Source organism: Pantoea phyllosphaerae (assembly GCF_051025595.1).
Taxonomy (GTDB): domain Bacteria; phylum Pseudomonadota; class Gammaproteobacteria; order Enterobacterales; family Enterobacteriaceae; genus Pantoea.
In genome coordinates this window covers 538,771-562,882 of record NZ_JBPFDE010000001.1, presented here as the reverse complement: position 1 = coordinate 562,882, position 24,112 = coordinate 538,771, and the positions used below count along the sequence as shown (strand labels likewise).

The 24,112-nt window shown below is 57.9% G+C and carries 23 protein-coding genes; 11 read left to right on the top strand and 12 right to left on the bottom strand.

Annotated features, from left to right (window positions below):
• Positions 1–179 precede the first annotated feature (179 nt).
• The 4 genes from ACR6A7_RS02640 to ACR6A7_RS02625 all read left to right on the top strand — a co-directional run bounded on the left by ACR6A7_RS02640 (position 180) and on the right by ACR6A7_RS02625 (position 5,369).
• A complete protein-coding gene (locus tag ACR6A7_RS02640; RefSeq protein ID WP_434123210.1) occupies positions 180–1,907 on the top strand; it encodes a potassium/proton antiporter in 1,728 nt (575 codons plus the stop codon).
• Between the two features lie 75 nt (positions 1,908–1,982).
• Positions 1,983–2,216 carry a DUF1480 family protein gene (locus tag ACR6A7_RS02635; protein WP_434123209.1) on the top strand — a complete coding sequence of 78 codons (234 nt, stop codon included), beginning with the start codon at positions 1,983–1,985 and terminating at the stop codon, positions 2,214–2,216.
• A 380-nt stretch (positions 2,217–2,596) separates the two neighbouring features.
• Positions 2,597–4,063, top strand: coding sequence for an undecaprenyl-phosphate galactose phosphotransferase WbaP (wbaP, locus tag ACR6A7_RS02630; protein WP_434123208.1), 1,467 nt, complete (start codon positions 2,597–2,599; stop codon positions 4,061–4,063).
• Between the two features lie 112 nt (positions 4,064–4,175).
• Positions 4,176–5,369, top strand: a complete 1,194-nt coding sequence (locus ACR6A7_RS02625; protein WP_434123206.1) for a multidrug effflux MFS transporter — start codon at positions 4,176–4,178, stop codon at positions 5,367–5,369.
• Here the strand turns inward: ACR6A7_RS02625 and dadX are convergent.
• Entirely contained in the window at positions 5,362–6,432 is a 1,071-nt protein-coding gene (dadX, locus tag ACR6A7_RS02620) for a catabolic alanine racemase DadX (protein ID WP_434123205.1), read from the bottom strand. The genes ACR6A7_RS02625 and dadX overlap by 8 nt on opposite strands.
• 17 nt (positions 6,433–6,449) lie before the next feature.
• Positions 6,450–7,751, bottom strand: a complete 1,302-nt coding sequence (locus ACR6A7_RS02615; protein WP_434123203.1) for a D-amino acid dehydrogenase — start codon at positions 7,749–7,751, stop codon at positions 6,450–6,452.
• Between the two features lie 507 nt (positions 7,752–8,258).
• Between ACR6A7_RS02615 and ACR6A7_RS02610 the strand changes: the two genes are divergently transcribed.
• Positions 8,259–9,794 carry a SpoVR family protein gene (locus ACR6A7_RS02610; RefSeq protein WP_434123202.1) on the top strand — a complete coding sequence of 512 codons (1,536 nt, stop codon included), beginning with the start codon at positions 8,259–8,261 and terminating at the stop codon, positions 9,792–9,794.
• Between the two features lie 223 nt (positions 9,795–10,017).
• On the opposite strand, the gene fadR is transcribed toward ACR6A7_RS02610, so the two are convergent.
• Positions 10,018–10,737 carry a fatty acid metabolism transcriptional regulator FadR gene (gene fadR / locus ACR6A7_RS02605; RefSeq protein WP_033746644.1) on the bottom strand — a complete coding sequence of 240 codons (720 nt, stop codon included), beginning with the start codon at positions 10,735–10,737 and terminating at the stop codon, positions 10,018–10,020.
• A 201-nt stretch (positions 10,738–10,938) separates the two neighbouring features.
• Here fadR and nhaB point away from each other — a divergent pair, with 201 nt between their 5' ends.
• Together nhaB and dsbB are read left to right on the top strand one after the other, a co-directional pair.
• Entirely contained in the window at positions 10,939–12,468 is a 1,530-nt protein-coding gene (nhaB, locus tag ACR6A7_RS02600; RefSeq protein WP_434123200.1) for a sodium/proton antiporter NhaB, read from the top strand.
• 117 nt (positions 12,469–12,585) lie between these two features.
• Positions 12,586–13,116, top strand: coding sequence for a disulfide bond formation protein DsbB (gene dsbB, locus ACR6A7_RS02595; RefSeq protein ID WP_434123199.1), 531 nt, complete (start codon positions 12,586–12,588; stop codon positions 13,114–13,116).
• Between the two features lie 32 nt (positions 13,117–13,148).
• Here the strand turns inward: dsbB and ycgN are convergent, their stop codons facing one another.
• The 3 genes from ycgN to ACR6A7_RS02580 form a co-directional block, all read right to left on the bottom strand.
• Entirely contained in the window at positions 13,149–13,595 is a 447-nt protein-coding gene (gene ycgN, locus ACR6A7_RS02590; protein WP_434123198.1) for a cysteine cluster protein YcgN, read from the bottom strand.
• A gap of 66 nt (positions 13,596–13,661) precedes the next feature.
• Positions 13,662–14,321, bottom strand: a complete 660-nt coding sequence (locus tag ACR6A7_RS02585; protein WP_434123197.1) for a fumarylacetoacetate hydrolase family protein — start codon at positions 14,319–14,321, stop codon at positions 13,662–13,664.
• A gap of 307 nt (positions 14,322–14,628) precedes the next feature.
• Complete coding sequence (locus ACR6A7_RS02580; RefSeq protein WP_434123195.1) at positions 14,629–14,904, bottom strand: YcgL domain-containing protein; 276 nt, start codon at positions 14,902–14,904, stop codon at positions 14,629–14,631.
• A gap of 154 nt (positions 14,905–15,058) precedes the next feature.
• Here ACR6A7_RS02580 and minC point away from each other — a divergent pair, with 154 nt between their 5' ends.
• The 3 genes from minC to minE are packed head-to-tail and all read left to right on the top strand — an operon-like array spanning position 15,059 to position 16,882.
• Positions 15,059–15,763: a septum site-determining protein MinC gene (gene minC, locus ACR6A7_RS02575; protein WP_434123194.1), complete on the top strand. Its 705-nt coding sequence runs from the start codon at positions 15,059–15,061 to the stop codon at positions 15,761–15,763.
• 33 nt (positions 15,764–15,796) lie between these two features.
• Positions 15,797–16,609 carry a septum site-determining protein MinD gene (gene minD, locus ACR6A7_RS02570; protein ID WP_033746633.1) on the top strand — a complete coding sequence of 271 codons (813 nt, stop codon included), beginning with the start codon at positions 15,797–15,799 and terminating at the stop codon, positions 16,607–16,609.
• A gap of 3 nt (positions 16,610–16,612) precedes the next feature.
• Positions 16,613–16,882, top strand: a complete 270-nt coding sequence (gene minE / locus ACR6A7_RS02565; protein ID WP_033746630.1) for a cell division topological specificity factor MinE — start codon at positions 16,613–16,615, stop codon at positions 16,880–16,882.
• Positions 16,883–16,934: 52 nt separating this feature from the next.
• On the opposite strand, the gene rnd is transcribed toward minE, so the two are convergent.
• From rnd to yoaA, 5 genes are all read right to left on the bottom strand, one after another.
• On the bottom strand, positions 16,935–18,056 hold the full coding sequence (gene rnd / locus ACR6A7_RS02560; protein ID WP_434123192.1) for a ribonuclease D: 1,122 nt from the start codon (positions 18,054–18,056) through the stop codon (positions 16,935–16,937).
• A 105-nt stretch (positions 18,057–18,161) separates the two neighbouring features.
• A complete protein-coding gene (fadD, locus tag ACR6A7_RS02555; protein WP_434123191.1) occupies positions 18,162–19,838 on the bottom strand; it encodes a long-chain-fatty-acid--CoA ligase FadD in 1,677 nt (558 codons plus the stop codon).
• Between the two features lie 205 nt (positions 19,839–20,043).
• Positions 20,044–20,634 (bottom strand): Slp family lipoprotein, encoded by a 591-nt coding sequence (locus tag ACR6A7_RS02550; protein WP_434123189.1) that lies wholly within the window; start codon positions 20,632–20,634, stop codon positions 20,044–20,046.
• 63 nt (positions 20,635–20,697) lie between these two features.
• Positions 20,698–21,396 carry a tRNA (adenosine(37)-N6)-threonylcarbamoyltransferase complex dimerization subunit type 1 TsaB gene (gene tsaB / locus ACR6A7_RS02545; RefSeq protein WP_434123188.1) on the bottom strand — a complete coding sequence of 233 codons (699 nt, stop codon included), beginning with the start codon at positions 21,394–21,396 and terminating at the stop codon, positions 20,698–20,700.
• 53 nt (positions 21,397–21,449) lie between these two features.
• Positions 21,450–23,357, bottom strand: a complete 1,908-nt coding sequence (yoaA, locus tag ACR6A7_RS02540) for a DNA repair helicase YoaA (RefSeq protein ID WP_434123187.1) — start codon at positions 23,355–23,357, stop codon at positions 21,450–21,452.
• A gap of 123 nt (positions 23,358–23,480) precedes the next feature.
• Between yoaA and ACR6A7_RS02535 the strand changes: the two genes are divergently transcribed.
• Positions 23,481–23,825, top strand: a complete 345-nt coding sequence (locus ACR6A7_RS02535) for a RidA family protein (protein ID WP_434123186.1) — start codon at positions 23,481–23,483, stop codon at positions 23,823–23,825.
• A gap of 21 nt (positions 23,826–23,846) precedes the next feature.
• Here the strand turns inward: ACR6A7_RS02535 and ACR6A7_RS02530 are convergent, their stop codons facing one another.
• A complete protein-coding gene (locus ACR6A7_RS02530) occupies positions 23,847–24,032 on the bottom strand; it encodes a YoaH family protein (protein WP_434123185.1) in 186 nt (61 codons plus the stop codon).
• Positions 24,033–24,112: the final 80 nt, after the last annotated feature.

Here is a 24,112-nt window from a genome sequence, read left to right as displayed (position 1 = left end):
TCCTCTTGACGAACAAGCCCTTTTTTTTGCACATTAATAGTGAGTTCAGACAGAAAAATCAATCGGCATAATTAGAGATTGTACGCTGACAACTTACTGATTACGCATCTTCTTTTTCCGATGCACGGCCATTCCCCGCACCAGACTTCTTATCACTGTCGTAACTGCAGGAGAGCACGTTGAACCACAATATTGTCTACAGCCTTTTTATCATCGGTTCTGTGCTGGTTGCGTCAAGCATCTTACTCAGTTCTTTCTCTTCGCGGCTCGGCATCCCTATCCTGGTGATCTTTCTGGCTTTAGGCATGCTGACCGGCGTCGACGGCATCGGTGGCATCGCCTTTGACAACTACCCCGCCGCCTATCTGATCTCCAACCTGGCGCTGGCGGTGATCCTGCTCGACGGCGGGATGCGCACCAAAGCCAGCTCTTTTAAGGTGGCGCTGGGGCCGGCGCTCTCGCTGGCGACGGTCGGGGTGATGATCACCGCCGGGCTGACCGGTCTGGCGGCCGCCTGGCTGTTCCGGCTTGATTTGATGCAGGGTTTTCTTATCGGCGCCATTATCGGCTCCACCGACGCTGCGGCGGTCTTCTCACTGCTGGGTGACAAAGGCCTGAACGAGCGCGTCAGCTCGACGCTGGAGATTGAGTCGGGCAGCAACGATCCTATGGCGGTGTTTTTAACTATCACCCTGATTGAGATGATTCAGAAAGGCGAAACCGGCCTCGACTGGATGTTCCTGGTGCATCTGGTGCAGCAGTTCGGTCTGGGCATCGTGCTGGGGCTGGGCGGCGGCTGGGCGCTGCAGCAGTTGATCAACCGCATCAGCCTGGCCACCGGCCTCTACCCGCTGCTGGCGCTGAGCGGCGGCATTCTGGTATTTGCCCTCACTACCATGCTGGAAGGCAGCGGCATTCTCGCGGTTTATCTCTGCGGCTTTCTGCTCGGCAACCGGCCGATTCGCAACCGTCATGGCATTCTGCAGACCTTTGACGGCATGGCCTGGCTCAGCCAGATCGGCATGTTTATCGTGCTTGGCCTGCTGGTGACGCCGTCCGACCTGTGGCATATCGCGGTACCGGCGATGCTCCTGTCGCTGTGGCTGATTCTGGTGGCGCGTCCGCTGTCAATTCTGGTGGGGCTGCTGCCGTTCCGCGGCTTTACCGGCCGCGAACGCATCTTTATCAGCTGGGTCGGCCTGCGCGGCGCGGTGCCGATTATTCTTGCCGTCTTTCCAATGATGGCGGGGCTGGAGAATGCGTCGCTCTACTTTAATATCGCCTTCTTCGTGGTGCTGGTATCGCTGATGCTGCAGGGCACGTCACTCGGCTTTGCGGCAAAGAAAGCACGCGTTGTGGTGCCGCCCACGGCGTCGCCTGTCAGCCGCGTCGGTCTGGATATCCACCCGGAAAATCCCTGGGAGCAGTTCGTCTATCAGCTCAGCGCCGACAAATGGTGCGTCGGGGCGGCGCTGCGCGATCTGCAGATGCCGCGCGAAACCCGCATCGCCGCGCTGTTCCGCGATAACGTTCTGATGCATCCGAACGCGAATACCCGGCTCAAGGAAGGCGACGTGATCTGCGTTATCGGCCGCGAACGCGATCTGCCGGCATTGGGCAAAATGTTCAGCCAGTCGCCGCCCGTCTCGCTGGATCAGCGCTTTTTCGGCGACTTCATCCTCGACGCCGAGGCGCGCCTGCGCGACGTGGCGCAGATTTACGGGCTGGAGCTGGGCGAAGAGACCAACGACCTGCAGTCCCTTGGCCAGCTGGTCATGAGCATGCTTGGCGGTACGCCGGTAGTCGGCGATCAGGTCGAGTGGAATCACATTACCTGGACGGTGGCGGAAAAAGAAGATAACCGCATCGTTAAAATTGGGGTGCGCGTCGCAGAAGAGCGAGAATAATCTGAGGCGCTGCGGCTCGATATTTTAGCGGAAACGGCTATGCTCATTATTTGGTCCAGCAAACGGGAGAGAGTTATGGGACACGTCGTTAAAATTGGTCGTTATGAGATTATTGATGCCGAACTCGACAGCGATAATCTGCAGACCGTCAGTATTCCCTGTCAAACTAATCCCGGCCTGAGTTATCAGCTCGACGGCTGGGACCATGAGACCAGCGTGCCGGCATGGATTGATGGCGAGCCGGTGGATTTACAGATTGGACATTATGATAAACAGCAAGACCAGTGGGTGTTAAAAAAACCTGCCTGACCGCACATTTCGCCGCCAGCGATTACGCCTGGCGGTAATTCTGAAAAATCTGCCTGAAAAAGTGGCCTATCTCCCGCTCTTTCCTCACTTTAAATAATCAAATCAATGCCTTAAATTTAAAAAACTTTAGGCAAAAAAGCGTTTTTAGGATTTGTTCCGTATTAACTCTGTCAAATATCTCCTGCATACTCTTAATCGCTGCTGCAGATTTTCGTGACAAAAATCACGCAATTGTTTTATCTCTTCACTGCAGCCTGTATGGCTCTAACGACTGTAATGAACTGAAGATAATTGTTCTGGTTTTTCAGTTGTCCACTCCTGAGCGCGTACTTGATTCTGGTCAGGCCATCTTTTACTTAAGAAAAAAGAGAGCAGGTGTTATGGCAAGTACACTGGTAATGAATGATGCGAGCCGCTCATGGAGCGGAACGCGAAAAAATATCATCGCAAAGCTGGCGTTAAGCTTTTCCGATCTGGTTGCCCTTAATCTGGCGCTGTTTTTATCCGCCGCCACTATTCAGGGGATCTGGGGCGACCTGGATGGATTTATTCCGCCTCATCAAATTGAATACCGTTTTATTGCGCAGTTTGCGCTTTCCGTTTTGTGCACCGCTTATTTCTGGATGCGCATGCGTCACTACACCTACCGCAAACCCTTTTGGTTTGAACTGAAAGAAGTGGTGAAAACCCTGTTTGTGTTTTCGCTGCTGGATCTGGCGCTGATCGCCTTTTCCAAGTGGGACTTTTCGCGCATGGTCTGGCTGTTTAGCTGGAGCTACGCGCTGCTGCTGCTGCCGCTGATGCGCGCCGCCGTCAAACGCGCCATTAACCGCGCCGGTCAGTGGCAAAAAGAGACCATTATTATCGGGTCGGGCAAAAACGCCATGGAAGCCTATGCTGCGCTGCAGAGCGAAGAGATCCTCGGCTATAACGTGCAGGCGTTTATCAGCACCGACGACGAAAATCATCCGCCGTCTGTTAACGGCGTGCCCGTTATTAAACAGCAGGACATTAACTGGCAGACCATTGACCGCGACAACGTGCAATTTATCGTCGCTACCGAATTTGAACAGCAGGTCATACGCGACACCTGGCTGAAATTCCTGTCGAAAATGAACTGCCGCTCAATCTCCGTGATCCCGACGCTGCGCGGCGTGCCGCTTTACGGCACCGATATGTCATTTATCTTCAGCCATGAAGTCATGATCCTGCGCGTCAGTAACAGCCTCGCCAAGCGCTCTTCCCGCTTTCTGAAGCGCGGCTTCGATATCGTAGTCGCTTCGCTGCTGCTGCTGTTCCTGGCGCCGGTTTTTGGCCTGCTCTGCTATATGGTAAAACGCGACGGTGGCAACGCCATCTACGGTCATGAACGTATCGGTCAGAACGGCGAGAAGTTTAAATGCCTGAAGTTCCGCTCAATGGTGACCAACTCGAAAGAGGTGCTGGAACAACTGCTGGCCACCAGCGCTGAGGCACGCGCCGAGTGGGACAAAGACTTTAAGCTGAAAAAGGATCCGCGCATCACCAGCATTGGCGGCTTCCTGCGTAAAACCAGTCTTGATGAGCTGCCGCAGCTGTGGAACGTTATCCGCGGCGAAATGAGCCTGGTGGGCCCGCGTCCGGTAATCGAAGCGGAGCTGGAGCGCTATGCGGGTGACGTTGACTACTATCTGATGGCGAAACCGGGCATGACCGGCCTGTGGCAGGTCAGCGGCCGTAACGATATCGACTACGATACCCGCGTCTACTTCGACTCCTGGTATGTGAAAAACTGGGCGTTGTGGACCGATATCGCCATTCTGTTCAAAACCGCCGGCGTGGTGCTGCGTCGCGACGGCGCCTACTAAACGCGTTCAGGATGCCCGCTTTATGGCGGGCATCCTATTTTCCGCTTTTCTTTTCGTCCTCAACTCATTACCCTTCCCGCTTGTTTTAACAAGACGTTCACCTCTGGTTTTTATGCAAAAATTTACCCTGATGCTGTTAAGCCTGGTGCTGCTGGCGCCGCTGGGCATCGATCTCTATCTGCCAACCCTGCCTGACATCGCCGTCGGCCTGAATACGCCGGTCAGCCTGATCCAGACCACCATTCCCGTCTTTTTGCTGGTAATGGGCTTAGGACAGCTGGTGACCGGCCCACTGGTCGACAACTACGGCCGCAAGCCGATTGCGCTGCTGGGGCTGGCGCTTTACGTGGCGGGCAGCGCAGTGGCGGCGACCGCCACCAGCTGGCCGCTGTTTCTGTCGGCGCGTCTGATTCAGGGCTGCGCAGTCTGCTGTAGCGCCGTTGTCGCCTTTAGCGGGGTGCGCGATCGCCTGAGCGGCGACGATGCGGCGCGCGCCTACGGTTTTCTAAACGGCGCGCTGAATATCGTGCCTGCGCTGGCGCCTTTGCTGGGCGGCCTGCTCGCCAGCGCCTTCGACTGGCGCGCGCCCTTCTGGTTCCTGTGCGCCTACGGCCTGCTTATCGCGGTTATCGTGCTCGTCGGACTACCGGAGACGCGCCCCGCCAATACGCTGCGGGTAAAGGGACTGCCGCTGGCGCAGTATGGCGCTATCCTGCGTCAGCCGCGCTTTCTCGCCTTCGCTTTCGCCAACGCGGGGGCGCTCGGTATGGTGCTGACCTATGTTTCACTGGCGCCGCACGTGCTGATGACGGAAGGCGGCCTGACGCCGCTACAGTTTTCGTTCGCCTTTGGCGCTAACGGCTTCTGGATCATGCTGGTCAGCGCCTTCGTCAATAAAGCGATCCGCAAGGCGGGACGGCCGTTCTGTCTTGCGATGGGCTTCGTCACCATGCTGGCGGGCGCGCTGCTGCTGTTTGCCGGCATGTATCTGCTGCCGCAGGGCGCGCAGAGCCACTGGGCGCTCTATATGCTGCCGGTCGCCGTTTCGGTCGCGGGCCTGGCCTTTACCGTCGGTCCTGCCACCAGCTATGCGCTAGAGCCCTACCAGCAGCAGGCTGGCGTCGCGGCGGCGCTGCAGGGGTTTATTCAGATGGCGGGCGGCGCGGCGGGCAGCCTGCTGATTGTTATGCTGCCCGTGGCGGAAAAGAGCGCGCTGGCGCTGATGATGCTGGCGGGCGCAGCGCTGGCGCTCATCGCCTGGCGCTGCAGTAAGAAGATGCGCGGTTCGCTGACCGCGCTTAAATAACCCTGACCGGCACGCGCGGCGCCAGCGCGCACATGAGCTCATAGCCGACCGTGCCGGCTGCTTTCGCCACCTGATCGATTTTCACCTGCTCGCCCCATAGCTCAACCGCGGAACCGATGCCCGCCTGCGGGCATGGCGTCAGGTCGACGGTGATCATATCCATCGAAACCGCACCAACCACCTGGGTCATGACGCCGTCGACGCACACCGGCGTGCCGGTGGGTGCGTGGCGGGGATAACCATCGGCATAGCCGCACGCCACCACGCCGATACGCTGCTCCTGCTGCGCACGATAGCGATAGCCGTAGCCTACGCCGTCGCCGCGGCTCAGCTGCTGGACGCCGATGATTTCGCTGTTAAGCGTCATCACCGGCTTCAGGCCGGTGCTGGCGATATCCTGCCAGTCGCCGCTGGGCGACGCGCCGTAAAGAATAATGCCGGGACGCACCCAGTCGTAGTGCGCTTCAGGATGCCAGAGCGTGCAGGCGGAATTGGAGAGCGAACGGGGAATCGCAAGCCCTTCTGCGGCGCGTTCAATGCGCTGCAGCGGCGCGATCAGCCCTTCCGGGTTTTCCGCATCGGCAAAGTGCGCCATCAACGTAATGTCGCCGACGTTTTCCAGCGCACGCAGCTTTTGATACGCGCCGTGCGCCTGCTCAGGCCGGAAGCCGAGGCGGTTCATGCCGCTGTTGACCTTCAGGTAGATATCCACCGGCGCGGAGAGCCGCGCTTCCGCCAGCGCTTTGATTTGCCAGTTGCTGTGCACGCTGGTGGTCAGGCGGTAGCGATCGATCAGCGGCAGATCGTCGGCGTGGAAAAAGCCCTCCAGCAACAGAATCGGTTTACGCCAGCCGCTGTCGCGCAGCAGGATCGCCTCTTCCATATTCAGCAGCGCGAAGCCGTCGGTCTGGGCCAGGCTCTCCCAGACGCGGGCCAGCCCGTGGCCGTAGGCATTGGCTTTGACCACCGACCAGACGCGCGCATCGGGCGCCGCCTGGCGCACTATCGCCAGGTTATGCCGCAGCGCCTGCTGATCGATGGTGGCGAAAACTGGACGTGACATACCTCTCTCCCTGACTGTTAACGCGTGGCGTTCGCGTTGCGTAATGGTGACGATGACGGGGCAAAACCCGGCAGGTAGCGGAACACCGACAGATCGTCGGCGGCGATCGCCGGGGTTTTGCCGCTGATAAGGTCGGCCAGCAGCTGACCGGAGCCGCAGGCCATGGTCCAGCCGAGCGTGCCGTGTCCGGTATTCAGGTAGAGATTGCTGAGCGGCGTCGGTCCGACAATCGGCGTTCCATCTGGCGTCATAGGGCGCAGGCCGCTCCAGAAGCTGGCCTGTTCGATATGACCGCCTTCAGGATAAAGATCCCGCACCACCATCTCCAGCGTTTCCCGCCGCGCAGGTAAGAGTTTGTTGTTAAAACCGACGATTTCCGCCATGCCGCCAACGCGAATGCGGTTGTCGAAGCGGGTAACCGCCACCTTATAGGTTTCGTCGAGAATGGTAGAGACCGGCGCAGCCTCGGAATTTTTCACCGGAATGGTCAGGGAGTAGCCCTTCAGCGGATAGACCGGGATATCGAGGATATGCTTCAGCAGCGCGGTAGAGTAGGAGCCAAAGGCCACCACGTAGCTGTCGCCTTTGATCACTTCGTCGCCGCACTTCACGCCGTAAATGCGGTTGCCTTCGCGCAGCAGCTGGTCGACCGGCGTATTGAAGCGAAACACCACGCCCGCCTCCTGCGCCATTTTCGCCAGTTTTTGCGTAAAGAGCTGGCAGTCGCCGGTTTCATCGTTGGGCAAGCGCAGGCCACCGGTCAGCTTGTGCTGCGTGGTGGCCAGTGCCGGCTCGACGCGCGCCAGCTCATGGGCGTGCAGGAGTTCGTAAGGCACACCCGCCTCGCGTAGCACCTCGATATCTTTACTGGCGCTGTCAAACTGCTGCTGAGTGCGGAACAGCTGCAGCGTGCCGCCCTGCCGACCTTCATAGGCGATACCGCTCTCTTCGCGCAGCGCCTTCAGGCAGTCGCGGCTGTATTCAGCGATGCGCACCATGCGGCTTTTGTTCTGTTGATAGTGCTGCATGTCGCAGTTGCGCAGCATGTTCCACATCCATTCCAGCTGGAAGCTGCTGCCGTCCAGGCGGATAGCCAGCGGCGCATGACGCTGGAACATCCACTTAACCGCCTTGAGCGGCACGCCAGGGGCGGCCCAGGGCGCCGCATAACCGGGCGAGATCTGCCCCGCGTTGCCTGCGCTGGTCTCCAGCGCAGCGTCGGGCTGGCGATCCAGCACCGTCACCTGATGGCCCGCACGCGCCAGATACCAGGCGCTCGCCACCCCCACTACACCACTACCGAGAATCACTACGTGCATATCGCCCCCACCGGCAAAATCAAAAGCATAATTCACTAGACTACAGGGCAATACCAGCGCATTCACACCTGCCGGTAACAGCCCTTACCTCATTAACTTATTTCACATGTTTTTCACTTTTTCAGACACTAAAATCGTTGGTCAGAGACAAAATCAGTAACTTATGCGCCTTTTTACCGCTTCTCAGCAGTTAATAATAGCGCATGAGGCAATATTCACTTATTTCAGGAGAATAAGCCGACGCCATACAATCCACTTATAAACAGCATTTTATCCCGACTTTTCGCCATTTACGCCGCCGCGCGTTCATCAAATGCTTTTGCGCTCTTTTTCAGATGATTTTGTGCCGAATAATTCAGTTGAGTTCCGCGATCAGATAGGTGACAGTGGACTATCATTGAAGTGTTCGCTCCGTGTTTGGGGTTCTCTTTCTTAGGGATGAGCCTTGAAATTACCGAAACCGGCTGCTCGCAGCGGGCAGGCCTGTTTGCAAAACAGAGGTGCGCTATGACGACAATCTTTGACGATCCGATTAAGGACAGCAAACGACTCAGCGATGGACCGGACTGGACATTCGATTTGCTCGATGTCTACCTTGCGGAAATTGACCGCGTAGCCAAACTCTACCGACTTGACACCTACCCCCATCAGATAGAAGTCATTACTTCTGAGCAGATGATGGACGCCTACTCCAGCGTCGGCATGCCGATCAACTACGCTCACTGGTCGTTCGGCAAAAAGTTTATCGAAACCGAACAGCGCTATAAGCACGGGCAGCAAGGGCTGGCGTATGAGATTGTGATCAACTCCAATCCCTGTATTGCCTATCTGATGGAAGAGAACACCATGACCATGCAGGCGCTGGTGATGGCGCACGCCTGCTACGGCCACAACTCATTTTTTAAAAATAACTATCTGTTCCGTAGCTGGACCGACGCCAGCTCTATCGTCGACTATCTGCTGTTTGCGAAGAAATATATCTCCGACTGTGAAGAGCGTTACGGCGTCGAAGAGGTCGAAAGGCTGCTTGACTCCTGCCATGCGCTGATGAACTACGGCGTCGATCGCTATAAGCGTCCGCAGAAGATCTCCTTACAGGAGGAGAAAGCGCGACAAAAGAGTCGCGAAGAGTATCTGCAAAGCCAGGTAAACACGCTGTGGCGCACCCTGCCGCGCCGCGAGAAAGAGGCGGTGCAGATTGAGGCGGCGCGCTATCCGTCGGAGCCGCAGGAAAACCTGCTCTACTTTATGGAGAAAAACGCGCCGCTGCTGGAGCCGTGGCAGCGTGAGATCCTGCGCATCGTGCGCAAGGTGAGCCAGTATTTCTATCCGCAGAAGCAGACGCAGGTGATGAATGAAGGCTGGGCGACCTTCTGGCACTACACCATCCTCAATCATCTCTATGATGAGGGTAAAGTTTCTGAGCGCTTTATGATCGAGTTTCTTCACAGCCATACCAACGTGGTGTTCCAGCCGGCCTATAACAGCCCCTGGTATAACGGCATTAACCCTTACGCGCTTGGCTTCGCGATGTTCCAGGATATTAAGCGCATCTGTCAGTCGCCGACAGAAGAGGATCGCTACTGGTTCCCCGATATTGCTGGTTCCGACTGGCTGGAGACCCTGCACTTCGCCATGCGCGAATTTAAGGATGAGAGCTTTATCAGCCAGTTCCTGTCGCCCAAGGTGATGCGCGATTTCCGTCTGTTTACCGTGCTGGACGACGACCGCAACAACTATCTTGAGATCGCCGCTATCCATGACGAGGCGGGCTACCGCGCCATTCGCCAGCAGCTCTCGGCGCAGTACAACCTGAGCAATCTGGAACCGAATATTCAGGTCTACAACGTCGACCTGCGCGGCGACCGTTCGCTGACGCTGCGCTACGTGCCGCAAAGCCGCACGCCGCTCGACAAGAGCCGCCGCGAGGTAATGAAGCATGTGCATCGCCTGTGGGGGTTTGATGTGATCCTCGAACAGCAGAATGAAGACGGCAGCGTCGAGCTGCTGGACCGCTGTCCGACGCGCGGCAGTGCGCTGTAAGGAAAAACAATGAAAAAACCGGACAGCGTCCGGTTTTTTTCAGGCCGCACCTCTGTTCATTAAGTGGGTAGCATGAACAGAAGAGCAAAGCGTCCCGCGGCAGGGATGCCGCGGGCCGAGCGCGCAGGGACGCCTTGAGCGACTTTGCGATCTGTTCATGCTACCCGCGACCGCGCCTGACTCACAGGCGTAAAAAAACCGGACGCTGTCCGTTTTTCCGCTTTTAGCGCTTGCTGCCCAAATCTTCCGGCATGCTTTTCTGCATGCTGTGCCAGATCTCGCCGCTGCGACGGCCATACTCGCGCACCGCATCGACAATCTGATCCTGCGACGGCTCTTTAACGCACAGCGCTTCGAGCCGCGAATAGAAATTGCGCGCCAGCTCGCGCGCCTCGGGGTTAGAAAAGTAGTAGCGCCCTACGCGGGTATAAAGCCCTTTCAGGCCGTTGAGAATCAAACCGTAAATAGGATTGCCGGACGCGAACGCCAGACCGCGAAACACGCGGTAGTCGAGTTCGGTATAGGCATCGGCCTGATCCTCAATGCCGGCGACGCTCTCCAGCACCGCGCGCGCCTTGTCGGGATGGTGACGCAGCGCACGGCTGATAAAGATTGAGGCAATATTGGTGCGCACCGACAGCAGGTTATCGATCAGCACCGGCACGCTATCGTGATCCAGACGCGCCAGCGTCTCCAGAATGTTCAGGCCGGAGGTTTCCCAGAAGTCATTTACGCGGGTCGGTTTACCGTGCTGAATCGTCAGCCAGCCGTCGCGCGCCAGACGCTGCAGCACTTCTCGTAGCGTGGTGCGGGTTACGCCAATAAGTTCAGAAAGCTCACGTTCAGCGGGAAGGATCGACCCAGGAGGAAAACGGCTGTTCCAGATGCTTTCAATAATATACTCTTCAGCAAATCCCGCAGGGCTCTGCGCCTTAATGACCATAGCGATATGTTCTCGTTGCTTTCTTTGTCAAAATAGCACTCATCATACCAGACGTCCTGGGCGTGTATAGACAGAGCAGGGATTAAAAGCGCGGGCTGCCGCAAAAATCGGCAGCCGCACGCAATCCGGCAAGGGAAGATTGCGCCACGCTGGTTCGCTGATTACCCTTTTCCCATCTTTTTTCACACAGGACATTACGCCATGGAAATCACCTGGGGTCAGGCGCTGCATCGCAACTTTCTCGGACAGTCGCCTGACTGGTACAAAAAGCTGCTGTTGGCGTTTCTGGTCATCAATCCGCTGCTGTTCTTTTTCGTCAGCCCGTTTCTTGCCGGCTGGCTGCTGATTGCCGAATTTATCTTTACGCTCGGCATGGCGCTAAAATGCCACCCGCTGCTGCCCGGCGGCCTGCTGACGCTGGAAGCGATCGCCATCGGCATGGCCAGCGCCGAACAGGTTAAGCAGCAGCTGGCGGATAACCTTGAAGTGCTGCTGCTGCTGATCTTTATGGTCGCCGGCATTTTTTTCATGAAACAGCTGCTGCTGTTCGTCTTTACGCGGCTGCTGCTGTCGCTGCGGTCAAAGGTGCTGCTCAGCCTCACCTTCTGCCTGGCGGCCGCGTTTCTCTCCGCCTTTCTTGATGCGCTGACCGTGGTCGCCGTCGTCATCAGCGTCGCTGTCGGCTTCTATCAGATCTACCATCGCGTCTCTTCCGACCCCGGCTACGCCGCAGCGGATCCCGATCAGCGCGCTACGCTGGAGCAGTTTCGCGCCTTTCTGCGCAGCCTGATGATGCAGGCGGGCGTCGGTACCGCGCTGGGCGGCGTGATGACCATGGTGGGCGAGCCGCAGAACCTGATCATCGCCCATGCGGCCAGCTGGGATTTCGCCAGCTTCTTCCTGCGCATGGCGCCGGTTACGGTGCCGGTGCTGCTGTGCGGCATTCTCACCAGCCTGCTGGTCGAGCGCTTTCGCCTGTTCGGCTACGGCGCCACGCTGCCGGACGCGGTACGCGTCATTCTGCTGCAGAGCGATCGCGAGGAGAAAGCGCAGCGCACGCGCCAGGATCGGCTGAAGCTGTGGATCCAGGCGGCGATTGGCCTGTGGCTTATCATTGCGCTGGCGCTGCATCTGGCGGAGGTTGGCCTGATTGGCCTGTCGGTAATCGTGCTCGCCACCGCGCTGTGCGGCGTCACAGACGAGCACACCATCGGCCAGGCTTTCACCGAAGCGCTGCCCTTCACCGCGCTGCTGACGGTGTTTTTCGCCGTGGTGGCGGTGATTGTCGAGCAGCAGTTGTTCAGCCCGCTGATCGCCTTCGTGCTGCAGGCTGAGCCGCAGGCCCAGCTGAGCTGGTATTACATCTTTAACGGCCTGCTCTCATCGATATCTGACAACGTTTTTGTGGGATCGGTGTTTATCAACGAGGCGAAACAGGCGTTTGCGCACGGCGCGATCGATCTGCAGCAATATGAACTGCTGGCGGTGGCGACCAATACCGGCACCAATCTGCCGTCGGTGGCGACGCCTAACGGTCAGGCGGCGTTTCTGTTCCTGCTGACCTCCGCGCTGGCGCCGCTGATCCGTCTCTCATATGGGCGTATGGTGTGGATGGCGCTGCCCTTCACTATCGTGATGTCGCTGGTCGGCTTTGCCTCACTTTACTGGCTGCTGGAGCCGGTCACGACCATTCTGCAGCAGTGGGGATGGATAGCGACGCCGCCGATGTAAATACCTGAACGGGATCAGGTAAAGCCCAAATTGACCAGGATTTTCGCCAGTGCATGGCTGGCACTGCCGCGCTTTTGGTTTACACTGCGTGGCACTACCGTTTACAGGGAAAGCAAGATGTTGCGATATCTGAATCAATGTTCGCGCGGTCGCGCCGCCTGGCTGCTGCTGGCGTTAACGGCGCTGGCGCTGGAGCTGACGGCGTTGTGGTTCCAGCATGTGGTGGGCCTGAAGCCGTGCGTCATGTGCATCTATGAACGCTGCGCGCTGTTTGGCGTCATGGGCGCGGGCATCGTCGGCGCCATCGCGCCTAACTCGCCGCTGCGCTGGGCTGGCCTGGCTATCTGGATCTACAGCGCCTGGGAAGGGCTGCGCCTCTCGTATGAACATACGATGATCCAGCTTCATCCTAATCCCTTTACCACCTGCGATTTTGCCGCGCGTTTCCCGACCTGGCTGCCGCTGGACAAGTGGCTGCCGTCGGTGTTTGTCGCCAGCGGGGATTGCGCCGAACGCAGCTGGACCTTCCTGACGCTGAGCATGCCGCAATGGATGATTGTGGTGTTTGCCGCCTACCTGATCGTGGCCGTCGCAGTAGTGATTGGGCAGCTGTTTAAGCCAAAACGCCGCGAGATTTTCTCCCGCTAAAAAAAAGGCTGCCCTGGCAGCCTTTTTATCGCTTATCCGTTGCGGTCGGGACGATCGATAATATGGTCTTCCCAGTCGCGCACTTCGCTTTCCCGCACGGCGATATAGCGCACCGAAATACGCTGCGCGTGCATCGCCGACTTTGAGCCGCTCACCAGCGGATGCCACGCCGGTAATCCTTTTCCCTCGCCCAGCAGGCGATAGGCGCAGGTACGCGGCAGCCAGTTAAACTGCGTCAGGTTCTCACGCGTCAACTTGATGCAGTCCTCTTCATATTCGAAGCGGCGCGCATAATTGCGGCACTGGCAGGTTTTAATATTAAGCTGGTTACAGGCGACGTTGGTGAAATAAATCTCATCGGTATCGGCGTCCTGCAGCTTATTCAGGCAGCACTGGCCGCAACCATCGCACAAGGATTCCCACTCGTCGTCGTTCATTTGATCGAGGCGTTTCGTCTGCCAGAAAGGAAGTTCACTCATGATGATTGCGTCCGGATTAATCACAAAACCGCACCTTATATCGGGTCAGGCGCGGTGTTGCAAGCTTTACAGCACGCGCGTGCTGATGCCGTGGCCTGCCAGCGACACGTCCACCCTGTCGCCCGAGCGCAGCGGACCCACCCCTTCCGGCGTGCCGGTTAGCACCACATCGCCCGCGCGTAGGGTGAAATACTGGCTCATATGGGCGATAAGCGGCAGAATTTTATGGATCATATCGGACGTTCTGCCGAGCTGACGTACCTCGCCGTTTACCACCAGCTTCAGCTCGGCATCCTGCGGATCGCCTGGAAACTCCGCTGAGGGAATAAAGCCGGAGAGCGGGCAGGCATTATCGAAGCCCTTTGATTTTTCCCACGGCTGGCCCGCCTTTTTGAACCCCGCCTGCAAATCGCGCAGCGTCAGATCCAGCGCCACGCCGTAACCGGCAATCGCTTTCGCCACGTGATCTTCGCTCGCCTGCTTAAGCGTGGCACCGATCAACACGGCCAGCTCCACCTCGTGATGCACTTCACCAAAGGCAGAGGGAAGAGAGAGCGGCTGACGCAGATCGCAGATGGCGGTTTCCGGTTTGATAAACACCACCGGCTCAGCTGGCGTGGCGCTGCCCATCTCCTTAATGTGTTTCGCATAGTTGCTGCCGACGCAGACCACTTTGTTAACCGGAAAATCCAACAAGGCGCCCTGCCAGTTACGATGCTGATACATGCTAATCCCCTGCTCTGGTTTATGTGTTGCCAGCGACGCCGGCACGTTGATGTTTGCGGTTCAGCGGATCTTTAGCCCGCCGTGACGGCCATAATAAGACGCTTTAGCAAAGATTAGTGTGCGTAAATTGTCAAAAAAGCGTGAATATATGCTGCCGAGGCGGTGAATTTATCGCCAGCAAGCGGGCAATAAAGAATAATGAACAGTAAAAGGCGCGGTCATCGCGCCATTATTTTGCTGGAAATCGTTATATATAATTATGCTGAAGAAGCAGGAAGCACTGATTATATTTACAGATGAATCTGAATTAATCTTTTTTTGCCGCCGCAAGATGAACTTTCAGCAAACTTTCAACCGGCGGCGGGATTTGTAAATAATAGCCCTGATCGATAAGCGCCTGTTTAACTTTATTGATGTCGGCGTTGGCCAGACGATCGCGTCCGTCCAGCTTCAGCACCATCGCCAGCTGCGGCTTGCCGAAGCCGCGCAGCAGCTCCTCAGGCACACGGGAAAAATCGTCCTTTTTTTCAACATAAAGATAAGTCTGGTCACGGGTGGGGCTTCGATAGATCACACAAAACATATTTTTTACTCGAATAAACCTGGATGGTGGCTTGCCTGGAAATAACAGTAACTATAACATGCTTGCAGAACTTCGAATATTCACCGGATGGACTGAAATGATGATTTTATCGACGTTTGTTCGCCGGGCGAGAAAACAGGACTGAGTGGGACAGATGTCACAAACGCCAATCGAATTCAAAGGTAGCAGTTTTACCCTGTCTGTTGTTCATCTGCACCATCCCGAACCTGAAGTGATTCGCAAGGCGCTTCAGGACAAAATCGATCAGGCGCCGGATTTCTTAAAAAACGCGCCGGTCGTCCTTAACGTGGCGACGCTTAACGGCAACGTCAACTGGAAACAGCTGCAGCAGGCGATCGCCGCGACCGGATTGCGCATCGTTGGGGTCAGCGGCTGTAAAGACGAGGCGCTGAAACGCATGATCGCCCGCGCCGGCCTGCCGGTACTGGCGGAAGGTAAAGAGAGCGTGCGGCGCAATGAAACCCCAGCGCCAGCGGCGCAGCCTGCCGCGCCCGCTGAACCGGTAGCGAGCAAAACGCGCATTGTCACCACGCCGGTGCGTTCCGGGCAGCAGATCTACGCGCGTAACGCCGATCTGATTGTCACCAACAGCGTGAGTGCCGGCGCCGAACTGGTTGCCGACGGCAACATTCATATTTACGGCATGATGCGAGGACGCGCGCTGGCGGGTGCCGGTGGCGATCGCAACAGCCAGATTTTCTGTACCAACCTGGCAGCAGAGTTGGTCTCCATCGCCGGTGAGTACTGGATCATGGATCAAATCCCGGCGGAATTTTTTGGTAAAGCCGCGCGCCTTAGCCTCGAAGAGGGCGCGCTGACTATCCAGACACTTAATTAGGCCCCTTTTCTTCTGTTAAGGAAATCAATATTTATGGCACGCATTATTGTAGTTACATCCGGTAAAGGGGGCGTTGGCAAGACCACGTCAAGCGCGGCCATCGCCACCGGTTTAGCGCAAAAAGGCAAAAAAACGGTCGTCATCGATTTCGATATTGGCCTGCGTAACCTGGACCTGATCATGGGCTGCGAACGCCGCGTGGTTTACGACTTCGTTAACGTTATCCAGGGCGATGCCACGCTGAATCAGGCGCTGATCAAAGACAAGCGCACCGAGATGCTGCATATCCTGCCCGCCTCCCAGACGCGCGATAAAGATGCGCTGACCCGCGAAGGCGTGGAAAAAGTCCTCAACGATCTGGCGGCGATGGATTTCGACTTTATCGTCTGCGACTCCCCGGCAGGCATTGAGACCGGCGCGCTGATGGCGCTCTACTTTGCCGATGAAGCGATTATCACCACCAACCCGGAAGTATCGTCGGTGCGTGACTCTGACCGTATTCTCGGAATTATCGCCTCTAAATCTCGCCGCGCCGAAAACAGTCAGGAGCCGGTTAAAGAGCACCTGCTGCTGACCCGTTATAACCCTGGCCGCGTTAATCGTGGCGACATGCTGAGCATGGAAGATGTGCTTGAGATCCTGCGCATTCCGCTGGTGGGCGTCATCCCGGAAGACCAGTCGGTGCTGCGCGCCTCTAACCAGGGCGAACCAGTGATCCTCGACACGAATTCCGATGCCGGCAAAGCCTATGCTGATACCGTAGATCGGTTACTCGGCGAAGAACGTCCCTTCCGCTTTATTGAAGAAGAGAAGAAGGGTTTCCTGAAACGCCTGTTCGGGGGATAAACCATGGCATTACTCGATTTCTTTTTATCCCGGAAGAAGAACACTGCCAACATAGCCAAGGAAAGGCTGCAGATTATCGTGGCAGAACGCAGAAGGGGCGACAGTGAGCCCCACTATCTTCCACAGCTTAAGCGCGACATTCTGGAAGTGATTTGCAAATATGTGAAGATCGATCCAGATATGGTCACCGTTCAGCTTGATCAGAAAGGCGATGATATCTCCATTCTGGAGCTGAACGTGACGCTACCTGAAACGGAAGAAGCGGCCAAATGACGGTGTCGGTTTCCTGATATTCCCCTGCTGTTGAGCAGGGGAATGTTTTCAATCAGTACTGCGCCAGAATCGCCTCAATGCGGGTTTTAAACAGATCGCCGCGCCAGCCTGCCAGCAGCTCCGGCACGCGCGTTTGCGGCTTCAGTCCCCAGTACTGGCTCAATACCTGATTGATCTGACGGCGCGACGCCAGCAGCTCCTGGCTGAAGCCGCTCTCCTCACTGACTTCCTGCACCAGCGCCTTAATCGCCTTGAATACGTTTTTATAATGCGGATGATCCACCAGATTGCCCAGCGGCGGCGGTAGCGCCTCTTCCGGCAGTGCCTGCGCTTCAGCCACCAGCGCCACCAGGGTTTTGCCGTGGAAGCGAATTTCATGGCCTGACAGGCCAAGATGATCCAGCTCGCCCATGGAGCCCGGCATAAAGCGCGCCACCTTCCACAGGTTCTCTTCGCGCACCACAAAATTGACCGCCATATCTTTTTCGCGCGCCAGGTTCAGACGCCACGCGGCCAGCAGCCGCAGCGCCGCCAGCTGGCGCGGACGCAGCTGCCAGGCGTTGGTGATGTCGCGCCAGGCATCCTGCGGCTGCAGAATATCAAGACGTCGCTGGCAGAGCTGGTCGCATTCGCTGAGTGCCGCGGCCATATTGCCCGCCGCCTCGGTCAGGGTCATCAGCTGCTGCGCGATTGGCAGCAGATAGTGCACGTCCGCCGCAGCATAGTCGCACTGACGCTGCGTCAGCGGGCGCGCCAGCCAGTCGGTGCGCGATTCGCTCTTGTCCAGCGTGACCTGGGTGAAATGCGCCACCATCGCGGCAAAGCCCCAGGAGAGCGGCTGGCCGCTGAAGGCCGCCAGAATCTGCGTATCGATCATCGGCTGCGGCAGCACGCCAAAACGGTGCAGAAAAACCTCGAGATCTTCGCCGCCCGCGTGAAGAAACTTTTTCACCTGCGTGTCGCTCAGCAGCGCGATAAACGGCGACCAGTCACTGATGGTCAGCGGATCGATCAGCACCAGCTGTTCGCCATCGAACAGCTGAATCAGCCCCAGCTGTGGGTAATAGGTGCGGGTGCGGACGAACTCGGTGTCGAGCGCGACGGCCGCATGCTGGCGGGCCTTCTGGCAGACAACGGCCAGCTGCTCATTTTGGTCGATCAGGGAATAATTCAAATCTCATTTTCACCGCGACAGACTGCGCGCGGCGCTCCATCTCATCATCAATAAAAACGCCGGGCTTCGCCGGCGTTCAACCAGAAATCTTGCCTGACATCAGCGTCAGCGTGTGCCGGATCGGGCCTCATCACGCAGTTCGCGCCGCAGGATTTTCCCGACGTTGCTTTTTGGCAACTCGTCGCGGAACTCAATAATTTTCGGGACTTTATAGCCCGTCAGCTGACGCCGACAGTGGTCGAGCAGCTCTTCTTTGGTCAGCGACGCCTCTTTCTTCACGATGCAGACTTTAACCGCTTCGCCCGAGAGATCGCTCGGCACGCCAATCGCCGCTGCTTCCCGCACTTTGGGATGCTGCATCAAGACATCTTCAATCTCGTTGGGATAGACGTTAAAACCTGAGACGAGGATCATATCTTTTTTGCGGTCCACAATGCGAATAAAGCCTTGCGGGTCAACGGTAACAATATCGCCGCTGAGGAGCCAGCCATTTTTCAGCACCTCTTCGGTGGCGTCCGGCCGCTGCCAGTAGCCCGCCATCACCTGCGGGCCGCGGATCCAGAGCTCGCCCGGCACCCCAGGTTCAACATCGTTGCCTTGCTCGTCCACCACGCGCACGTCGGTAGAAGGCACCGGCAGGCCGATGCTGCCGGTATGCTCAGTGATGTCGTAGGGATTAACCGACACCAGCGGCGAACACTCTGTCAGGCCATACCCTTCCAGCAGGTAGTGGCCGGTGAGCTTTTCCCAGCGCTCCGCCACCGCTTTCTGCACCGCCATGCCGCCCCCCGCCGACAGGCGCAGCGTGGAAAAGTCGAGTTTAGTAAACTGCGCGTCGTTCAGCAGCGCGTTAAACAGCGTGTTGACGCCGGTGATCGCCGTAAAGGGAAACTTCGACAGCGACTTGACGAAGCCGGGTATATCGCGGGGGTTGGTGATCAGCAGGTTCTGCCCACCCAGCTCAAGAAACAGCAGGCAGTTCACCGTTAGCGCGAAAATATGGTAGAGCGGCAGCGCGGTCACGACGCTCTCTTTACCGTCGCGCAGCAGTTTGCCATAGGTTGCCCTGGTCTGTTCGAGGTTGGCCTGCATGTTGCGGTGGGTCAGCATCGCCCCTTTGGCGATGCCGGTGGTGCCGCCGGTATACTGCAAAAACGCCAGGTCGTCGTTAGTCACGCTAGGGCGCTGGTAGGCCAGCGTTTCGCCCTGCTGGAGCGCATGACGAAAGCTCACCGCGCCGGGCAGATGGTATTTCGGCACCATCTTTTTAATATATTTCACCACGAAGTTCACCAGCGTGGCCTTTACCGGCCTGAGCTGATCGCCAAGGCGCGTCAGGATTACGTGCTTCACCGCCGTCTCCGCCACTACTTTCTCTAGCGTATGCGCGAAGTTCGAGACGATAAGAATGGCGCTGGCTCCGCTATCATTGAGCTGGTGCTTGAGTTCACGCGGTGTATAAAGCGGATTAACGTTGACCACGACCATGCCCGCGCGCAGCACGCCGAACAGCGCCACCGGGTATTGCAGCAGATTCGGCATCATCAGCGCAACGCGATCGCCTTTTTTTAGCCCCAGTCCGGACTGCAGGTAAGCGGCGAAGGCGCGGCTCTTTTGCTCCAGCTGCCGATAGCTCAGCGGCTGCCCCATATTGATAAAAGCGGTTTGATCGGCGTAACGCTGCGTCGCCTGTTCAACTAAATCGACCAAAGAGGTATAACGATCCGCGTTAATTTCGGCGGGCACATCTGCCGGATAGCGTTTCAGCCAGACCTTATTCAAGGGTTCACCTCGATTAATATGTTGTTGTTCCATTGCACCCTCAACACCCAGCCAATTAACAATATTTTAACTCATTGTACCAGTTTGCCGGATTCGGCCTGCTGAGGTTGCGAAGCGCATCACTAATTTTCACCCCGCTTTTCAGCGGCAATAAAAAGCCCGGTCGCGACAGGCGCGGCCGGGCCTGAAATATTGTCTGTTACACCTATTCCGTCAGAATCGTTTCCACCTGCGCCGGGCCACTATTCATGCCCCAGTAAGGGTTAGGTCCCCAGTAGCCGGGATGGCGACGCGTCGGGCCATACCAGATCCAGGGATCGATCGGCTGCGGCGGCGTATTGATCTGCTGCGTCAGATGCCAGCGCTGATAGCCGCGCACGTCCACCACAACAAAATTGTAGCTGGCCGCGCCGATGGTGCCCTTCTCCGTTCCCTTGATGTTGCCCAGCACGGTAACGTACTGGTTGTTCACATCGGTGGGATCGACGAAGTTATTAATGTCGGCGTATATACGCCCGACGGAAGCGGCGCCTAAACGCGGCCGCGCGCTGTCGTCCAGCGGCTGCGTGGCGATCTCCAGCCGGGTTTTGCCGTTAAGGTTGGTGACCTTAACCACTTTGCCGCCGAAGCGCGACTCCTGACCGACATAGAGCGACGGATCGTTCATCACGCGCACCAAATCCTGCTGAGGAAGCTCGGAACTTCCCTTGATTGCATCCGGCACCGTGACGCACCCGCTGAGCAGCAGCGCGCAGGCTAACAAAACCCCGGACATTCCTTTATGACATAGTGACATAGGCATTCTCCTAAAAGATGTTTGTTAGACTGGCGCGGTGGCAATAAGTTGCGCCTCAGGTTCTCAGCGGCCAGGCAATTTTTTCCACGCCACCTCGTTACGCAAATAGGTCGGTTCCGCATGCTCGGGCTGAACGGTCGCACCACGCTGCCACGCCTGCTGCGCCAGCGGCAGCATATCTTCCGCAGCGGGCAGTTCCACGCCGCTCTCTCTGAGGATCAAGGCGTGGCCCTGCTGCAGCTGCGGCCAGGCCTGCCAGCCGGTGCCAGCGATAAACCACTCGCCCTCCAGCGCCTGCATGCGCGCCAGCGCCGCCTCCGGCGACAGCACGCATTCACTCGCCTCACCCTGCCAGACGCCGTGTTCGTCGCGCTGATATTCGGCCCAGTAAACCTCGCCCATGCGTGCGTCAATCGCCGCCAGCACGCGCGTCGCGCCCTGCTGGCGATACGCGCCCTGCGCCAGCGTCGCCAGCGTGGAGATGCCGATCATCGGCAGCATGGCGCCGAGCGCGAGGCCCTGCGCGATGCCGATGCCGATACGCACGCCGGTAAAGCTGCCGGGACCGCGGCCGAACGCCAGCGCGTCAAGCGCCGTCAGCGCCAGCTGCTGCGCCTGCAGCAGCTCTTCGATTAGCGGCAGAATACGCTGCGTATGGTCGCGCGGCGCGATTTCAAAACGGGCATCGATCTGCTGCTGATTAAGCAGCGCGGCTGAACAGGCTTCTGTCGCAGTGTCCAGCGCCAGGATTCGGGAAGACATAACAACCTCGGGTCATTTAAAACGGCGCGCATGTTAGCACAGCCGACGGAAAATTACTGTTTTGCCTGCTGCGTGAAGGCGATGGCGCGCGCCAGATCGCGGGTGCGCGGCGTCGGCGGCAGACTGTTGAGAAACAGCGCGCCGTAGGGACGGGACACCAGCCGCTGATCGCAAATCACCAGCACGCCGCGATCGTCCGTGTCACGGATCAGACGTCCTACCCCCTGCTTCAGGGTAATCACCGCGTCCGGCAGCTGTACGTCGCTAAAGGGATCGCCGCCGCGCAGGCGACAATCTTCCATACGCGCCTTCAGCAGCGGGTCTTCCGGCGAGGTAAAGGGCAGCTTGTCAATAATCACCAGCGACAGCGCATCGCCACGCACGTCGACCCCCTCCCAGAAGCTGCTGGTGGCCACCAGCAGCGCGTTGCCCGCCTCGATAAACTGTCGCAGCAGCTGGCCTTTGCTGGTTTCGCCCTGTACCAGCACCGGCAGCGTCATGCTGGCGCGGAACTCCGCCGCCAGTTCGCGCATCATCAGGTGCGAAGTACAGAGAAAGAAGCAGCGGCCTTTATTGGCGTCGATCAGCGGCTTCATCATGCGCGCCAGCTGCCGCGCGCCGCCGGGCCGGTTCGGCTCCGGCAGATTGCGTGGCACACAGAGCAGCGCCTGGCGGCTGAAATCAAACGGGCTGTTGAGGATCAGGGTCTTTGCGCTGCTGACGCCCAGGCGGTCTGCGAAGTGGTGCATCTCTTCATTGACCGCCAGCGTCGCGGAGGTAAAAATCCACGCCGCCTTGCGCGCATCCATCACCTCACGGAAGCGCTCCGCGACCGAGAGCGGCGTCAAGGCGAGGATAAAGTGGCGCGAGGTGCATTCGTACCAGTAGCTGTAGCCGGGTTCATTAATCGCGCGCAGGCGTTTGAGGCGTCCACGGTAGAGCGCGGCGCGCTCAAAGGCCGCGTCCAGCAGCGCCGAGCGCCCCAGCGACATTTTTATCACGTCGTAGCAAAGCTCGAGCGCATCGTCGAGCAGCGTAAACATGCGCTGCACATTGTTGTCTGCGAAGAGTTCACGCAGATTGCCGCGATAGCCCGGATCGCCCAGCGTCAGGCGAAAATCCTGCGCGCACTGCGCGAGGCGGTCTGCTGATTTTTGCAGCTGCTGCACGTCGCGCACTTCGGTGCGGTAGGCAATAGTGATATCTTTCGCCAGGTCAAGCAGCTGGCGGCTGGAGAGCTGCTGGCCGAAGTACTGACTGGCGATGTCGGGGATTTGATGCGCCTCATCGAAGATCATCACGTCCGCTTCCGGGATCAGCTCTGCGAAGCCGCTCTCCTTGACCACCAGATCGGCGAGAAACAGATGATGGTTAACCACCACCACGTCGGCATCCATCGCGCGCTTGCGCGCTTTGACCACAAAGCAATCTTTATAGAGCGGGCAGTCGCTGCCGAGACAGTTGTCGTTGGTGCTGGTTACCAGCGGCCAGATGGGACTGTCTTCGGTGACGCCGCCGCAGCTGCTGATATCGCCGTCAACGGTTTGCGACGACCAGCCGCGCAGCGTCACCAGATCGCCCAGCGCCTGGGCGTTAAGATCGCCACCCGCCATCGACTGCTGCTCCAGCCGCTCCAGACAGAGGTAGTTGGAGCGCCCTTTCAGCAAGGCAGTTTTACCGGTGAAATTTAACGCCTTTGCGATGGTCGGCAGATCGCGGCCGTAGAGCTGATCCTGCAGCGCCTTCGAGCCGGTTGAGACAATCACTTTTTTTCCGGCGCGCAGCGCGGGCGCCAGATAGGCGTAGGTTTTTCCCGTGCCCGTTCCCGCTTCGACGACCAGTTCACCGCCAGCCTTCACCGCCTCTTCTACTGCCTGCGCCATTTCACGCTGCGCCTCGCGCGGCTTAAAGCCGGCAATCGCCTGCGCCAGCGCGCCATCTACTGCAAAATCGTCCGCCACACTTCCTCACCCGTTTCGGCAAAAACACTGTAATTATGTCAGTATTCCACCAGCGGCTCCACAACTGATGACAGCGCCCCCTGGACTGTGCCAGGCTATCAGCTGGAAAAATAAGGAGAAACAATGACCATTACCCGTATCGATCCCGAACATCGTATGTCTGAAGCCGTTATCCACGATCAAACGGTTTATTACACCAGCGTGCCGGAAAACCTCGACGCCGACGCTGAGGCGCAGACCGCCAACGCGCTGGCGGTGATTGACGCGCTGCTGACGCGCGTCGGTTCGGATAAAAGTAAGATCCTCGACGCCACGATTTTTTTGGTGGAAAAAGAGGATTTTGCGGCGATGAACCGCGCCTGGGACGCGTGGGTATCGCCCGGCAATGCGCCGGTGCGCTGCACCGTTCAGGCCGGGCTGATGAACCCCAAATATAAAGTTGAGATTAAAATCATCGCGGCGCTGTAGGCAACAGGGCCGCGCCGGGCGTTACTCTTCATCCTCGTCATCTTCGAAGCGCGCCCGGATCTGCTCGCCCGTATGGGTATGGCGGATCTCCTGCGCGACCTGCGTAATCGCCTCTCCGCTGGACATGCCGCCAGCCATTAGCTCCTGAATGCGCTCCACCGCCTGCTGCTGCTGCTCGTGGGAGAGTGCCGGTAAACCTTTAAACATTCTTCACTCCTGGTTGCAAGGCGGGCAGCAGGGTTCCCAGGGGAACAAACAGATGCCAGCCGGTAAAAAATATGTCAGGC